The organism is Burkholderia cenocepacia (genome assembly GCF_900446215.1).
Taxonomy (GTDB): Bacteria; Pseudomonadota; Gammaproteobacteria; order Burkholderiales; family Burkholderiaceae; genus Burkholderia; species Burkholderia cenocepacia.
Genome location: NZ_UAQZ01000015.1, coordinates 177,504 through 191,819, shown reverse-complemented (window position 1 = coordinate 191,819; position 14,316 = coordinate 177,504). Strand labels below are relative to the sequence as shown.

Here is a 14,316-nt window from a genome sequence, read left to right as displayed (position 1 = left end):
TTACCTGTGGAACCCACATGCGAATGCCCGAAATCGCCCGCCTCGCGTGCTGCCAGGCCGGGCGATTTCGGGCATTCCCGTGTTTAATTCGGGGTCGTCGCGAGAACGGCCGTTCTCGTGGCGCCGCATGCGCATTCTTTCTGTAAGCAGACCGTAGCCTCAGACCCGCAAAACATGCCAGAGTTGCCAGAAGTCGAAGTCACGCGCCGGGGCATCGAGCCCTTTGTCGCGGGCCGCCGCGTCGAGCGTGTCGACGTCCGTACCGCGATGCTGCGCTGGCCCGTGCCGGCGGGGCTCGCCGAGCAGTTGCGCGCGCGCGAGGTGCTCGCCGTCGAGCGCCGCGGCAAATATCTGCTGTTCGAGGTCGATGCGGGCTGGTTCATCGTCCACCTCGGGATGACGGGCACGCTGCGCGTGCTGCCCGCGGCCGGCGTGCCGGTCGCCGCGAAGCACGACCACATCGACTGGATCTTCGACGAATTCGTGCTGCGGTTCCGCGATCCGCGCCGCTTCGGCGCCGTGCTGTGGCACCCGCGCGAAGCCGGCGACGTGCATGCGCATCCGCTCCTCGCGAGCCTCGGCGTCGAGCCGTTTTCGCCGGCGTTCACCGGCGCGCTGCTGCATGCGCGCACGCGGGGCCGCACGGTGTCGGTCAAGCAGGCGCTGCTCGCGGGCGACATGGTCGTCGGCGTCGGCAACATCTACGCGTCGGAGAGCCTGTTTCGCGCCGGCATCCGGCCGACGACGGCTGCCGGCAAGGTTTCGCTGCCGCGCTACGAGCGGCTGGCCGACGCGGTGCGCGCGACGCTCGCGGACGCGATCGAGCGCGGCGGCAGTACATTGCGCGATTTCGTCGGCAGCAACGGCGAAAGCGGCTACTTCCAGCTCGACTGTTTCGTCTACGATCGCGCCGGCCAGCCGTGCCGCGTATGTGGCACGCCGATTCGCCAGATCGTGCAGGGCCAGCGGTCGACCTATTACTGCCCGACGTGCCAGCGTTGAAACCCTTTTCCACAATTCGATAACTTGAAGCCGCCCCGCATCGCCCCCGCTCCGTTCCCCGCCACGCCGCTGCACCGCACGTTCGCCACGCGTCTCGTCGCGTGGCAGCGCGCGCACGGCCGCCATGACCTGCCGTGGCAGAACACCCGCGATCCGTACCGGATCTGGCTGTCGGAAATCATGCTGCAGCAGACGCAGGTATCGACCGTCATTCCGTATTACACGCGCTTTCTCGATCGCTACCCGGACGTCGCCGCGCTCGCGGCCGCGCCGAGCGACGACGTGATGGCGCTGTGGGCGGGCCTTGGCTACTACTCGCGCGCGCGCAACCTGCACCGCTGCGCGCAGGTCGTCGTCGCCGAGCACGGCGGCGCGTTTCCGGCGACGCCCGACGCGCTGGCCGAACTGCCGGGCATCGGCCGCTCGACGGCCGCCGCGATCGCGTCGTTTGCGTACGGTGCGCGCGCGACGATCCTCGACGGCAACGTGAAGCGCGTGCTTGCGCGGGTATTCGGCGTCGAGGGCTTTCCGGGCGAGAAGCGTGTCGAGAACGACATGTGGGCGCTCGCCGAATCGCTGCTGCCCGATGCCGCGAACGCGGCCGACGTGAGCGCGTATACGCAGGGGCTGATGGATCTGGGCGCGACGCTGTGCGTGCGCGGCAAGCCCGATTGCGCGCGCTGTCCGTTCGCGGGCGACTGCGTCGCGCAATCGACCGGCCGCCAGCGCGAACTGCCGGCCGCACGGCCGAAGAAGGCCGTGCCGACGCGCAAGACCTGGATGCTCGTGCTGCGCGATGGCGACGCCGTGCTGCTCGAGCGCCGGCCGCCGACCGGCATCTGGGGCGGACTATGGAGCCTGCCGCAAGCGGACGGCGATGCCGCGCTCGCGGATCTCGCGCGCGGTTTCGGTGGCGGTCGCACGGTGCCGCTCGCGCCGCTCACGCATACGTTCACGCATTTCCGGCTCGAGATCGAGCCGCGGCTGAGCGATCTGGCGGACGGCGTCGGCCTGCCGTCGCAGGCGCGGGACGCGGACACCGCATGGGTGCCGCTGAGCCGGCTCGACGCGTACGGCGTGCCGGCGCCCGTGCGCAAGCTGCTCGATGCGCTGAGCGGGCCGCTGCTGTAACGAACCGGGGAAAGGCGCGGCGCGGGCGGCGTTCGACAGGGCGGCGGCCCACTGCGCGTGGGAAAGGCTTTCGGACGTGCGATGCGCGACGAATCAGCCGCGATAATCAAGCCGGCCTTATAGCCAGCCGTGCCGGTCGAGCACGTGGTGTACGGCGTCGATGCGCGCACCGACGTCCGGAAACTCCATCAGCTTCTGTCGCGCGCGCAGGTCGAGCGGCAGCAATTCCGCGAGGCGGTTCGATACCCAGCTCGGATCGTCGAGGCGGAACGGTTCGCCGAACGGCATTTTTTCCGGATCGGATTTCTTCAACGCGTCGATGATGCGCTCGAGCACCTCGGCGCACGAACCGAACTGCGCGAGCGCCTGTTCGCCTTCGAGCGGGATGTCGTCGGGCAGCGGCTCCGCGATGCCGACCAGCAGCCCGTTGCCTTCGACGCGATACGACAGCAGCTCGAAACGCTGCGTGCCGATCGCCTGCAGATACAGCATCCCGAATTCGCCGGTATCGCACTCGGTGATGCGCGCCATGCAGCCGATGGTTTCGGGCACCGACACCGCGCCGTCCTGCGCGACTTCGGGTCCGCTCTTGAGCAGGCACACGCCGAACGGGGCGTCGTCGCGCAGGCACGTGCGGGACATGTCGAGATAGCGCGCCTCGAACACCTTGAGCGGGAGCAGGCCTCCGGGAAACAGCACCGTGTGCAGCGGAAACAACGGCAGGTCGATCAGGGTGGTCGATAGGGAGGACATGGCGCGCGGGCGTTGGGCGGGTGTCGCTAGGGTCGGTCGACCTCGGAGACGAGCCGCGACGACGCGTCGACATCCACTGGCGCGTCACGATGCCGCACGATCACGTTCGCCTCGCGCGCCAGGCGCGCGGCGAGCGTTTCCGCGATGAACACCGAGCGATGCTGGCCGCCCGTGCAGCCGATGGCGACGGTCAGGTAGCTGCGGTTGTCATCGCGGAAGTGCGGCAGCCATTTCATCAGGAACGCATGGATGTCGTCGATCATCTGATGGACGATCGGCAGTGCGTCGAGAAAGGCGATGACCGGCTGGTCGAGCCCGGTGAGCGGGCGCAACTGGTGGTCGTAGTACGGATTCGGCAGCGCGCGCACGTCGAACATCAGGTCGGCGTCGAGCGGCACGCCGCGCTTGAAGCCGAACGATTCGAACATCACCATCAGATCGTTGTTCTTCTGCTCGATGAAGCGCTTGACCCAGGTGCGCAGCGCGTTCGCGCGCAGCGTGCTGGTATCGATCTGGTGGCCGAATTCGGCGAGCGGCGCGACGAGTTCGCGCTCGCGCTCGATCGCTTCCTCGAGCGACGACAGCAGGCCGACATCCGCATCGTGCGACAGCGAGCCGGACAGCGGATGGCGGCGGCGCGTTTCGGAGAAGCGCTGGATCAGCGCCTGGGTGCTCGCGTTGAGGAACAGCACGCGCACGTCGTGTTCGCGGGACAGCTCGCGGATCAGGCCGGGCATCTCGTCGAGCGACGCGCTCGAGCGCGCGTCGATCGCGACCGCAAGCCGGCGCTGGCCGTCCTGGGCAAGGTAGCGGGCGAGTTCGGGGAGCACGTGCGGCGGCAGGTTGTCGACGCAGTAATAGCCTGCGTCTTCGAGCGCGTTCAGCGCGACGGACTTGCCTGAGCCGGAGATGCCGGTGATGAGGACGATGCGCATGGGAACGGAGAATCCTGACATTTCATCATAGCACCGGCTCGACGCGTCGGCGTTGCGCGGCCGGCGCGTGCGGGTTACACGAGTTTGCCGGGGAACTGACTGTCGGGATCTTGCATCGCGAGTCGTTGCCGATCCATGAAATCGCGCAACGTGTCGATTCCGCGCAACTGCAGGATCGTGTTCCGGACGGCCGCCTCGACGAGCACCGCGAGGTTGCGGCCGGCCGCGACCTGGATCGTGACCTTGCTGATCGGCAAGCCGAGCACGTCGACGGTCTGGCTTTCGAGCGGCAGGCGCTGGAATTCGCCGTCGGGGCGCCGCACGAGCTGAACGATCAGCTTCAGCTTCATTTTCCGCCGCACGGCGGTTTCGCCGAAGATCGTCTTGATGTCGAGCAGGCCGAGGCCGCGCACTTCGAGCAGGTTCTGCAGCAACGGCGGGCAGCGCCCTTCGACGAAATCGGGGCCAAGACGGACGAAATCGACCGCGTCGTCGGCGACGAGGCCGTGGCCGCGGCTGATCAGCTCGAGGCCGAGCTCGCTCTTGCCGAGGCCCGAATCGCCGGTCAGCAGCACGCCCATCCCGAGGATGTCGAGGAACACGCCGTGCAGCGTCGCGCGCGGCGCGAGGATGCGCGACATGTAGAGCCGCAGGCTGTCGATCACCGCGGCGGCCGACATCGGCGTCGTGAACAACGGAGTGGACGAGCGCGTGCAGCGCAGCACCAGTTCGGGCGGCGCCGCGGCGCCGCCGGCGACGACGAGGAACGGCGGTTCGAGCGCGATCAGCTCGGCCATGTGGCGCGAGCGGTCTTCGTCGGTCTGGCGCTGGTAGTAGTCGATTTCGGCTTCGCCGAGCACCTGGATCCGGTTCGGGTGGATCAGGTTCAGGTGGCCGACGAGGTCGGCGCTCGACGTGGCGTTGCCGACCGTGTCGGCCGAAAAGCCGCGTTCCCAGCCTTCATGCCCCGTCAGCCAGCTCAGTTTCAGCGTGGCTGCGTTGTCGTCGAAGATGCTCTGGGCGTTGATGCTGGACGTATCCATGACTCTCGTCACTCCAATGGGCCGGTGCGGGCGCGCGGCGACGGACGTCGCCATGCCGGGCCGGCGCCGGGCGGCCCTGGACGGCGGCGTGGGCCGCCTCGTACGGGGAAATATTCCGCCCGGAACAACTCAAGGTTGCCACTGAGTGAGCAGGCGATGCAACTCGGCGATATCCGTTTCGTTGTGCAGACGCTCGCGGGCGTCGCGATCGGACAGCAGTTGCGCGATTTCCGACAGGATCTCGAGGTGCTGCTGGGTGGCTTGCTCGGGAACGAGCAGGAAGATCAGGAGGCCGACCGGCTGGCCGTCGGGCGCTTCGAACGGGATCGCATCGGCGAGGCGGACGAACGCGGCGAGCGGGTGCTTGAGGCCCTTGATGCGGCCGTGCGGAATCGCGACACCTTCGCCGAGCCCGGTCGAACCGAGGCGCTAGCGCGCGAACAGGTTGTCCGTGACGGTGCTGCGGGCGATGCCGTTCTGATTCTCGAACATCAGCCCGGCTTGTTCGAAGACGCGTTTCTTGCTGGTGACGGAGAGGTCGATGACGACGTTCTCTATGGGCAGGATTTTGGCTAGGCGATTCATGTTGGCAGGCGATTGGGCGGCCTGGGGTCTCCTTGCGGCGGCGGACTGATTTTCCATGTTCGGCGATATCAAGGCATGTGGCATCGGCAACCTGCAGCGCAGCTACCGCATCCAACGCCCCCCGGCGATAACCGGAACATTATAGAGCACAGCCGCGTGCGTGGCGCAGCACGGACGGACCGGTTGCACCTTCGCGCGGAGTCACAAAAAAAACGCCCGGCGAACCGGGCGGCGTGCGTGTTGCGGTGACGGTTATTGCGGCGGCAGCTCGATCTGGTCGATCGACGGCTGAAGCTTGATCGGGTCGTGCGCGTGCGTTTGCAGGCGCTCCATGTGCTTGACGACCTGGCGATCCAGCTTGTCGATCAGCAGATCGATCGCGGCATACAGGTTGCCGTTCGCGCTTTCGACGAAGATGTCCTTGCCCTTCAGGTGCAGGTTGATTTCCGCGCGCTGCTGCTTGTCCTTTTCCTTGTGGTTGTCGACCGAGAGGATCACAGTGCCATCGATCACCTGATCGCTATGCCGTAGCACCCGGTCCAGCTTGGTGATCACGTATTCGCGAATCGCAGGCGTGACTTCGAGATGATGTCCACTGATCTTCAGGTTCATAGTGCTTCTCCAAGCGAGTGGCCACCCGGCCGCATCGAGGCGGCGCTCCGGTCGACTTGCCCGTGCCGCACGAAGCGGCGTATCGCGGACAGATCGTCCGGCCTGTTCCCCGTGTGCGCGGTGGCCGGGACACGCCTGCCGCCGGGCAGGCAGCAGGCTTAAAGAGACTTGCGCAGATTCACTGCCGGGATCTTGAGGGCTTCGCGATATTTCGCAACCGTGCGGCGCGCGACCACGAAACCCTGTTCTGCCAGCAGCTCGGCAATGCGGCTGTCCGAAAGTGGCGATTTTGGGTCTTCAGCTCCTATCAGTTGCTTGATGAGGGCTCGGATGGCGGTCGACGAGGCGGCGCCACCGGTGTCGGTCGAGACGTGAGATCCGAAGAAGTACTTAAATTCAAGCGTCCCGAACGGGGTCAGCATGTACTTCCCGGTTGTCACACGGCTGACAGTCGACTCGTGTAGGCCCAGCGTATCAGCTATTTCCCGCAAAACCAAGGGGCGCATGGCAATTTCACCGTGCGCAAAGAAATTCTTCTGACGCTCGACAATAGCCTGCGCGACACGCAGGATCGTGTCGAATCGCTGCTGGATATTCTTGATCAGCCAGCGCGCTTCCTGGAGCTGCTGTTTCAGCGATCCGGCCGACGGATCGCCGCGGCTGTTGCGCAGGATGTTCGCGTACAGGTTGTTGATCCGCAGGCGCGGCACGACTTCCGGATTGAGCTCCGCGAGCCAGCCCTGGCCGGCCTTCTTCACGATGATGTCGGGCACGACGTAGTCGGCCTCGGCCTTGCCGTATGCGGCGCCGGGGAACGGCTCCAGCGAGCGGATCAGTGCGTGCGCGTCGCGCAGCGCGTCGTCGCTCGCCTTCAGGTGCTTGCGCAACCGTGTGAAGTCGCGTGCGGCGAGCAGTTCAAGGTGCTGCGACACGATCTCGAGCGCGAGCGTGCGCGTCGGGGACGGATCGAGACGCAGCAGCTGCAGCTTCAGGCATTCGGACGCCGAGCGCGCGCCGACACCGGCCGGGTCGAAGCTGTGCAGCAGCGCGAGCGCCGCGTTGAGTTCGTCGCAGTCGATTTCCAGTTCGGGCGGCAGGTCGGCGAGCACTTCGTCGAGCGTGGCGGTCAGGTAGCCGTCGTCGTCGAGCGATTCGATCAGGAACATCACGAGCGCGCGATCGCGCGGGCCGGCCTGCGTGACGCGCAACTGCGCGGCGAGGTGGTCGCGCAGCGACGTCGCGGCTTCCTGCACCTGCAGCGGCGGCAGGTCGTCGTCGTCGGACGCGCCGCTCGAGCGGCCGTATTCGTCGAGGTTCCACTGCGGGCCGTCGTTGCCGTCGCCGGACCCGTAACCGTCGTATTCGTCGGCGCCGGCCGGTTCGTCGCGCTCCGCGCGATCGCTGGACGGGCTGCTGCCGTTGGTCGCGGCGGGCTCGGTGTTCTGTGCGGGCGGCGTCTGCGCGATCAGCGATCCGTCCGCCGCGACGCGCAGCGGGCTCGCGATCCATTCGTCGTCGTTCTCGAGCAGCGGGTTCTGCGCGACGGCCATCGCGACTTCCTGCTGCAGTTCGAGCGTCGACAACTGCAGGAGCCGGATCGACTGCTGCAGCTGAGGCGTCAGCGCAAGATGTTGCGACAGGCGGAGTTGAAGGCTGGCTTTCATGGCAAGGAGGGAGTCATACCGGCAGTTTGCCACGACCCAGGCGCATTGAGCCATCCGCGATTACGCGCGGCGCGCCGCCCGGCCGCGGGCATGCCCGCGGGCGTGGATGCAAAGCGGGGCGCAGCCCCGCGCGGCGATGCCGGGCGGGGTGCAGCCAGCCACGAGGAGGACGTTACATGCGGAAGTGTTCGCCGAGGTACACGCGGCGCACGCTTTCGTTTTCGATGATTTCGCTCGGCGCGCCGGCGGCCAGCACCGAACCGTCGCTGATGATGTACGCGTGGTCGCAGATGCCGAGCGTTTCGCGGACGTTGTGGTCCGTGATCAGCACGCCGATGTTGCGCTGTTTCAGGAACTTGACGATCTTCTGGATCTCGAGCACCGCGATCGGATCGACGCCGGCGAACGGTTCGTCGAGCAGGATGAAGCTCGGGTTGGTCGCGAGCGCGCGCGCGATCTCGACGCGGCGCCGTTCGCCGCCCGACAGCGACAGCGCGGGGTTCTCGCGCAGGTGGCCGATCTGCAGCTCGTCGAGCAGCGCTTCGGTACGCGACGAGATCGCGTCCTTCGACAGCCGCTTGCCGTCCTCGTCGTGCTGCAGCTCGAGCACCGCGCGGATGTTTTCCTCGACGGTCAGCTTGCGGAACACCGACGCTTCCTGCGGCAGGTACGACAGGCCGAGCGACGCGCGCTTGTGGATCGGCAGCAGGCTGATCGAGCTGCCGTTCAGCGTGATTTCGCCCGCGTCCGTCGGCACGAGGCCGACGATCATGTAGAACGACGTGGTCTTGCCGGCGCCGTTCGGGCCGAGCAGGCCGACGACTTCGCCGCTCTTCACGTCGAGCGACACGTCCTTGACGACCGTGCGTGAGCCGTAGCGCTTCTTCAGGTTGCGCACGACGAGCGAGCTCGTCGTGCCGGCCGGCTGGCGGTTCGGAAGCGCGTTCATTGGCCCGGCGCTCCCTGGATCGTGGTCGACGGCGACAGCTTGGCCGGCGCCCCGTTCAGCGGCGCGGGGCCGCCGTTCTTCGGCGACAGCATCGCGCGCACGCGGCCGTTCGGGTTACCCGGCGCCGCGACGTCCTTGCCGCCCTTCGCGGTGTAGAAGTCGCGCTGGCCGTCGTACGTGATCACGCTGCCGTGCACGGTATCGGCGACCGTCGACGTGCCCTGCAGGCGGCGCACGGTCGCGGCGGTGGTCAGCGTGGTGAGATCCTGCTTGCCGTCGTAGTCGATGCGCTCGGCGTCGCCGTCGATGTATTCGTCGAGGCCTTCGCGCTTCTGGCGGAACGTCGCGTGCTTCTTGCCGCTGCCGAACGACGTCGCGTACTGATAGCCTTCCGGGTCCTGGCGCACTTCGACGCGATCGCCCTTGATGATGATCGTGCCCTTCGTGATCACGACGTTGCCGGTCGCGACCGTGACCTGCTTCAGATCGTCATAGGTCAGGTTGTCGGCCTCGACGTTGATCGGCTTGTTCTGGTCGGCCTTCTCGGCATGGGCGAGCGGCGCCAGCCCGACGAGCGGGAGCGCCACGAGCGTCGCGGCGAGCGCGGCGCGGACGGCGCGCGCAGCGCCGCCGGAAATCTGTCGAGGGAACGGTTCGTTCATGCAGTCACGTGAGGGATGCGTCACCTGGGTTGACCTTTCGAGCCGCCGGACGTGTCCGCCGCGGCGATCGTGCCGCGCACGTTGCCGTAAAGCTCGATGACCCGGGTGACGTTGTTGTACTTCATGCCGTCGGTCGCGTTGACGAGCGACAGGCCGCGCTGAAGTTTAACCGGCTTTTCGGTCTGGATCACATCGTCATTGACGAAGATCCGGAAATGCTGGGAATCGGCCTGCATCTGCGGATCGCCGCCGCCGGCCGCGCGCAGGATGCGCGCATCGTCGTACAAATCGACGATCGACACGTCGCCGTTGACGGTGCCGCGCTTCGCGGTGGTCGTCACGACCGGCTTGCCGGGCTGGAACGCGCGCATGGCCGGATCGGTCAGGTCGCTGCCTTCGGTGTCTTCGTAATGGACCAGCTTCGCGGCCGTCAGCCGGTACTGGGTCGTGCCGGTCTGGTCGAGCTCGGTGACCGAGAAGTTGTCGGCGAAATAGTCGGGCGTATGGCGCTTCGGCTGCACGGCGCCCTCGCCGGGCGGCGGCAGCGTGGCCTGCAGCAGCCACCACGTGACGCCCGCGAGCGCGGCGACCGCGACGAGCGGCAGCATCTGGGTCCAGCGGAAATGCGTGCTCATCGGTCAGGCTCCGCAGGCGGCAGCGAGCAGCGCGTCGTAGCGGCGCTGCGCGCGCAGGATCGCATCGCAGACCTCGCGCACGGCGCCGTGGCCGCCGCGGGCCTCGGCGACCCAGTGCGCGCGGGCGATCACCTCGGGGTGCGCGTTCGCGGGGGCCGTCGCGAAGCCGCAGCGCAGCATCACCGGCAGGTCGGGCCAGTCGTCGCCCATGTAGCCGCAGGCGTCGGCCGTCAGGCCGAGCGACGCGATCAGGTCGGCGAACACGGTGAGCTTGTTCTCGACGCCCTGGAACAGGTGCGCGATCTTCATTTCCTTCGCGCGCGCCGCGACGATGTCCGAGCGGCGGCCCGTGATGATCGCGGTCGCGATGCCGGCTTCGCCGAGCAGCTTCACGCCATGGCCGTCGAGCGAATTGAACGACTTCATCGCGTCGCCGGCCGCGGTAAACAGCAGGCCGCCGTCGGTCAGCACGCCGTCGACGTCGAAAATCATCAGCTTCACGCGGCTCGCGCGTTCGGCCGCAGTCAGCGCTGCGCTCATCAGATCACCTTCTTCGAAAACAGGTCGTGCATGTTCAGCGCGCCGATCAGCGCGCCGTCGGCATCGACGACCAGCATCTGGTTGATCCGGTGGCGCTCCATCAGTTCCACGGCCTCGACGGCCAGGTGATCCGGCGCGATCGTGCGCGGGTCGCGCGTCATGACTTCGGTGATCGGCAGCGTGCGGAAATCGCCGTCGCGGGCGAGCACGCGGCGCAGGTCGCCGTCCGTGAAGATGCCGGCGACCTTGCCGTCGGCGTCGACCACGGCCGTCATGCCGAGGCGCTTCGCGGTGATCTGGAACAGCGCGTCCGACAGCGTCGCGTTCAGCCCGACGGACGGGACGTCGTCGCCCGAGCGCATCACGTCGCGCACGTAGGTGAGCAGGCGCCGGCCGAGCGCGCCGCCCGGATGCGAGCGCGCGAAATCTTCCGAGCCGAAGCCGCGCGCGTCGAGCACGGCGACGGCGAGCGCGTCGCCGAGCGCGAGCGCCGCGGTCGTGCTCGCGGTGGGCGCGAGGTTCAGCGGGCACGCTTCCTTCGACACCGCGGCGTTCAGGTTCACGTCGGCGAGCGTGCCGAGGCTCGACCCCGCGCGGCCCGTGATCGCGATCAGCTTCGCGCCGATCCGCTTCACGAGCGGCAGGATCGCGACGAGTTCTTCCGACTCGCCGGAATAGGAGATGCCGATGAAGACGTCGTCGGAGGTGACCATCCCGAGGTCGCCGTGGCTGGCCTCGGCGGGGTGGACGAAGAAGGCCGGCGTACCGGTGCTGGCCAGCGTGGCTGCGATCTTGCGGGCGATATGCCCCGATTTGCCGATCCCGGAGACCACGACGCGGCCGCGGCAGCCGAGCAGCAGCGCCACGGCCTGGACGAAGCCGCCGTCGAGCTGGTCGCGCAGCGCGCGCACGGCGTCCGCCTCGATGTCGAGCACGTCGCGGGCGAGCGCGAGCGCCCGATCATCATTGATTTTCGCTATCATGCGCGGAGTATAGCAAAGGCGTTTGTTCGCCGCGCCGCGCCTTCGGACTCGTCCGAGGTCGCCTGTCCACCGCCACCACCCGCGCCCGCATTGCCGTGGCCCCGACGAACGAGGACGCTTCGCCTGTGATTTCCCCGCTCGAAATGACCCTGCTGCTGCTGGCCTCGGTGGTGGGCGTCGTCGTATTCCGCTCGTTGAACCTGCCGCCGATGCTCGGCTATCTGACCGTCGGCATCCTGGTCGGCCCGCACGCCTTCGGCGTCGCGGCGGATCTCGAACGGGCCGAGCACCTCGCGGAATTCGGCGTGGTGTTCCTGATGTTTTCGATCGGCCTCGAATTCTCGCTTGCGAAGCTGAGGGCGATGCAGCGGCTCGTGTTCGGACTCGGCCTCTTGCAGGTCGTCGCGACCCTCGTGCTCGCGCTCGTGCTCGGCGCGCTGTTCGAGCGCTGGGTGCACATCACGTGGCAGGGCAGTATCGCGCTCGGCGGCGCGCTCGCGATGTCGTCGACGGCGATCGTGTCGAAGATGCTCGCCGAGCGGCTCGAGATCGAGACCGAGCACGGCCGCAACATCTTCGGCGTGCTGCTGTTCCAGGATCTCGCGGTGGTGCCGCTCTTGATCGTGATCGCCGCGTTCGGCGCCGAGTCGTCGAAGGATCTCGCGCTCACGCTCGGCTTCGCGGCGGTCAAGATCGTGATCGCGCTCGCGCTGCTGCTCGTCATCGGCCAGCGCTTCATGACGCGCTGGCTCAACGTCGTCGCGCGGCGCCGCTCGCAGGAGCTGTTCGTGCTGAACCTGCTGCTCGTCACGCTCGGCGCCGCGTTCATCACCGACCGCTTCGGGCTGTCGCTCGCGCTCGGCGCGTTCATCGCCGGGATGCTCATTTCCGAGACGCCGTTCCGCCATCAGGTGGAGGAGGACATCAAGCCGTTCCGCGACGTGCTGCTCGGCCTGTTCTTCGTGACGACGGGGATGCTGCTCGACCCGCGCGTGATCTGGGAGCATCCGCTGATCGTGCTCGGCTTCTTCGTCGGGCAGATCCTGTTCAAGGCGACGATGATCGCCGGGCTCGCGCGGCTGTTCGGCGCGACGCCGGGCGTCGCGATGCGCACGGGCATCGGCCTCGCGCAGGCCGGCGAATTCGGCTTCGTGCTGCTGAACCTGATCCTCGACCGGCATCTCGTCGATTCGACGCTGCTGCAGGCGATCCTCGCGTCGATGCTGCTGTCGATGCTCGCCGCGCCGTTCCTGATCCAGAACGCCGACCGCATCGTGATGCGGCTGTCGTCGACCGAATGGATGCAGCAGTCGCTGCAGATGACGCGGATCGCGACGCAAAGCCTGAAGCAGCGCGGCCACGTGATCATCTGCGGCTACGGCCGCGCGGGCCAGAACCTCGCGCGCATGCTCGAACAGGAAGGCATTTCGTACGTCGCGCTCGACCTCGATCCCGATCGCGTGAGCGCGGCGGCGACCGCCGGCGAATCGGTGGTGTTCGGCGACGCGGCGCGCCGCGAGTCGCTGCTCGCGGCCGGTATCCACCGGGCGGCGGCCGTCGCGATCACCTACGCGAACACGCCGTCCGCGCTGCGCGTGCTGCACCACGTGCACGAGCTCGAACCGACGCTGCCCGCGATCGTGCGTACCGTGGACGATGCCGACCTGGAGAAACTGCTCGCGGCCGGCGCGACCGAGGTGATTCCGGAGATCGTCGAGGGCAGCCTGATGCTGGCGTCGCATACGCTGGTGCTGGTCGGCGTGCCGATGCGCAAGGTCGTGCGGCGCGTCGAGGAGATGCGCGACGAGCGTTACAGCCTGCTGCGCGGCTATTTCCGCGGCGCCGACGACGCGGACGACGACGATCACGAGCAGGTGCGGCTACAATCGGTGCCGGTCGATGCGCGCGCGGACGCGGTCGGGCGTTCGCTGGAAGAACTCGGGCTGTACGCGCTCGGGCTGGAAGTCACGGCGATCCGCCGGCACGGCATCCGCGGCGTCGAACCCGATCCGCAGACCAAGCTGCGCGCGAGCGACATCGTGGTGCTGCGCGGGCTGCCCGAGGCGCTCGCGCTCGCGGAGGAGCGGTTGTCGCGCCATCGGCGCGACCCGCCGGCCGCGGCCGCGTGAGCCGCGATTCACAACCTGACCCGTATTGATCAGAAACGGTGCCCGATCTTCGCGCACCGTTTTTTTCGGAGAGTTTCATGCCGCATTCGTCGTCGGGCGCACCGCTCGATCCGGTCGCCTTCATCCATAGCCAGATCCGCACGGTGCCGGACTGGCCGCAGCCGGGCGTGCAGTTCCGCGACATCACGACGCTGCTGCAGAGCCCGAAGGCGCTGCGCATCCTCGTCGACCTGTTCGTCGAACGCTATGTCGACGCGAAGCTCGACTACGTCGCGGGCCTCGACGCGCGCGGCTTCATCATCGCGCCGATCGTCGCGTACGAGCTGAGCGTCGGCTTCGTGCCGATCCGCAAGGTCGGCAAGCTGCCGTACAAGACCCGTTCGGAATCGTACGACCTCGAATACGGCAGCGCGACGGTCGAGATCCACGAAGATGCGTGCCGCCCCGGCGATCGCGTGATCATCATGGACGACCTGATCGCGACCGGCGGCACGATGATGGCGGGGCGCAACCTGCTGCAGCGGCTCGGCGCGGTGGTCGTCGAGGGTGCGGCGATCATCGACCTGCCCGATCTCGGCGGCTCGGCGCTGCTGCGCAACGCCGGACTGCCGGTCTACACCGTTACCGAATTCTCCGGCCACTGAACGCCGGTCCCCCGGGGCGGGCCGCCCCGGCTTGCGCTGATTCACGCCT

Annotated in this window: 14 protein-coding genes and 1 pseudogene; 4 read left to right on the top strand and 11 right to left on the bottom strand. The window is 67.7% G+C overall.

Features of this window, described 5'->3' with window-relative positions; translation table 11 throughout:
• Positions 1 to 174: 174 nt before the first annotated feature.
• Together mutM and mutY are read left to right on the top strand one after the other, a co-directional pair.
• Positions 175 to 1,002: a bifunctional DNA-formamidopyrimidine glycosylase/DNA-(apurinic or apyrimidinic site) lyase gene (gene mutM, locus DTA15_RS30580; RefSeq protein WP_006483152.1), complete on the top strand. Its 828-nt coding sequence runs from the start codon at positions 175 to 177 to the stop codon at positions 1,000 to 1,002.
• 24 nt (positions 1,003 to 1,026) lie between these two features.
• Positions 1,027 to 2,133: an A/G-specific adenine glycosylase gene (mutY, locus tag DTA15_RS30575; protein WP_006483131.1), complete on the top strand. Its 1,107-nt coding sequence runs from the start codon at positions 1,027 to 1,029 to the stop codon at positions 2,131 to 2,133.
• 117 nt (positions 2,134 to 2,250) lie between these two features.
• On the opposite strand, the gene DTA15_RS30570 is transcribed toward mutY, so the two are convergent.
• The 11 genes and pseudogenes from DTA15_RS30570 to kdsD form a co-directional block, all read right to left on the bottom strand.
• Positions 2,251 to 2,886, bottom strand: a complete 636-nt coding sequence (locus tag DTA15_RS30570) for an LON peptidase substrate-binding domain-containing protein (protein ID WP_006483137.1) — start codon at positions 2,884 to 2,886, stop codon at positions 2,251 to 2,253.
• A 26-nt stretch (positions 2,887 to 2,912) separates the two neighbouring features.
• Positions 2,913 to 3,821, bottom strand: coding sequence for an RNase adapter RapZ (rapZ, locus tag DTA15_RS30565; protein WP_006483144.1), 909 nt, complete (start codon positions 3,819 to 3,821; stop codon positions 2,913 to 2,915).
• Between the two features lie 74 nt (positions 3,822 to 3,895).
• Entirely contained in the window at positions 3,896 to 4,864 is a 969-nt protein-coding gene (hprK, locus tag DTA15_RS30560) for an HPr(Ser) kinase/phosphatase (protein ID WP_006483133.1), read from the bottom strand.
• A gap of 129 nt (positions 4,865 to 4,993) precedes the next feature.
• A pseudogene (locus DTA15_RS30555) lies at positions 4,994 to 5,506 on the bottom strand (PTS sugar transporter subunit IIA).
• A 195-nt stretch (positions 5,507 to 5,701) separates the two neighbouring features.
• On the bottom strand, positions 5,702 to 6,061 hold the full coding sequence (gene hpf / locus DTA15_RS30550; RefSeq protein ID WP_006477786.1) for a ribosome hibernation-promoting factor, HPF/YfiA family: 360 nt from the start codon (positions 6,059 to 6,061) through the stop codon (positions 5,702 to 5,704).
• A gap of 158 nt (positions 6,062 to 6,219) precedes the next feature.
• On the bottom strand, positions 6,220 to 7,725 hold the full coding sequence (locus tag DTA15_RS30545) for an RNA polymerase factor sigma-54 (protein WP_006483132.1): 1,506 nt from the start codon (positions 7,723 to 7,725) through the stop codon (positions 6,220 to 6,222).
• 172 nt (positions 7,726 to 7,897) lie between these two features.
• Complete coding sequence (gene lptB / locus DTA15_RS30540; RefSeq protein ID WP_006483143.1) at positions 7,898 to 8,674, bottom strand: LPS export ABC transporter ATP-binding protein; 777 nt, start codon at positions 8,672 to 8,674, stop codon at positions 7,898 to 7,900.
• A complete protein-coding gene (gene lptA / locus DTA15_RS30535) occupies positions 8,671 to 9,336 on the bottom strand; it encodes a lipopolysaccharide transport periplasmic protein LptA (RefSeq protein WP_006483139.1) in 666 nt (221 codons plus the stop codon). The genes lptB and lptA overlap by 4 nt, the downstream gene beginning before the upstream one ends.
• Before the next feature lie 20 nt (positions 9,337 to 9,356).
• Entirely contained in the window at positions 9,357 to 9,971 is a 615-nt protein-coding gene (lptC, locus tag DTA15_RS30530; RefSeq protein ID WP_006483145.1) for an LPS export ABC transporter periplasmic protein LptC, read from the bottom strand.
• Positions 9,972 to 9,974: 3 nt separating this feature from the next.
• Complete coding sequence (locus DTA15_RS30525; protein ID WP_006483148.1) at positions 9,975 to 10,511, bottom strand: KdsC family phosphatase; 537 nt, start codon at positions 10,509 to 10,511, stop codon at positions 9,975 to 9,977.
• A complete protein-coding gene (kdsD, locus tag DTA15_RS30520) occupies positions 10,511 to 11,494 on the bottom strand; it encodes an arabinose 5-phosphate isomerase KdsD (protein ID WP_006483136.1) in 984 nt (327 codons plus the stop codon). The genes DTA15_RS30525 and kdsD overlap by 1 nt, the downstream gene beginning before the upstream one ends.
• 125 nt (positions 11,495 to 11,619) lie before the next feature.
• Between kdsD and DTA15_RS30515 the strand changes: the two genes are divergently transcribed.
• Together DTA15_RS30515 and DTA15_RS30510 are read left to right on the top strand one after the other, a co-directional pair.
• Positions 11,620 to 13,623 (top strand): monovalent cation:proton antiporter family protein, encoded by a 2,004-nt coding sequence (locus tag DTA15_RS30515; protein ID WP_006483134.1) that lies wholly within the window; start codon positions 11,620 to 11,622, stop codon positions 13,621 to 13,623.
• A 77-nt stretch (positions 13,624 to 13,700) separates the two neighbouring features.
• Positions 13,701 to 14,267 (top strand): adenine phosphoribosyltransferase, encoded by a 567-nt coding sequence (locus DTA15_RS30510; protein ID WP_034178636.1) that lies wholly within the window; start codon positions 13,701 to 13,703, stop codon positions 14,265 to 14,267.
• Positions 14,268 to 14,316 lie beyond the last annotated feature (49 nt).

Coding starts and splice junctions, on each gene's coding strand:
- lptA (WP_006483139.1), bottom strand. CDS start 9,336: ATGAACGAACCGTTCCCTCGACAGATTTCCGGCGGCGCTGCGCGCGCC.
- rapZ (WP_006483144.1), bottom strand. CDS start 3,821: ATGCGCATCGTCCTCATCACCGGCATCTCCGGCTCAGGCAAGTCCGTC.
- hprK (WP_006483133.1), bottom strand. CDS start 4,864: ATGGATACGTCCAGCATCAACGCCCAGAGCATCTTCGACGACAACGCA.
- DTA15_RS30570 (WP_006483137.1), bottom strand. CDS start 2,886: ATGTCCTCCCTATCGACCACCCTGATCGACCTGCCGTTGTTTCCGCTG.
- DTA15_RS30510 (WP_034178636.1), top strand. CDS start 13,701: ATGCCGCATTCGTCGTCGGGCGCACCGCTCGATCCGGTCGCCTTCATC.
- DTA15_RS30545 (WP_006483132.1), bottom strand. CDS start 7,725: ATGAAAGCCAGCCTTCAACTCCGCCTGTCGCAACATCTTGCGCTGACG.
- mutM (WP_006483152.1), top strand. CDS start 175: ATGCCAGAGTTGCCAGAAGTCGAAGTCACGCGCCGGGGCATCGAGCCC.
- DTA15_RS30525 (WP_006483148.1), bottom strand. CDS start 10,511: ATGAGCGCAGCGCTGACTGCGGCCGAACGCGCGAGCCGCGTGAAGCTG.
- lptC (WP_006483145.1), bottom strand. CDS start 9,971: ATGAGCACGCATTTCCGCTGGACCCAGATGCTGCCGCTCGTCGCGGTC.
- kdsD (WP_006483136.1), bottom strand. CDS start 11,494: ATGATAGCGAAAATCAATGATGATCGGGCGCTCGCGCTCGCCCGCGAC.
- lptB (WP_006483143.1), bottom strand. CDS start 8,674: ATGAACGCGCTTCCGAACCGCCAGCCGGCCGGCACGACGAGCTCGCTC.
- hpf (WP_006477786.1), bottom strand. CDS start 6,061: ATGAACCTGAAGATCAGTGGACATCATCTCGAAGTCACGCCTGCGATT.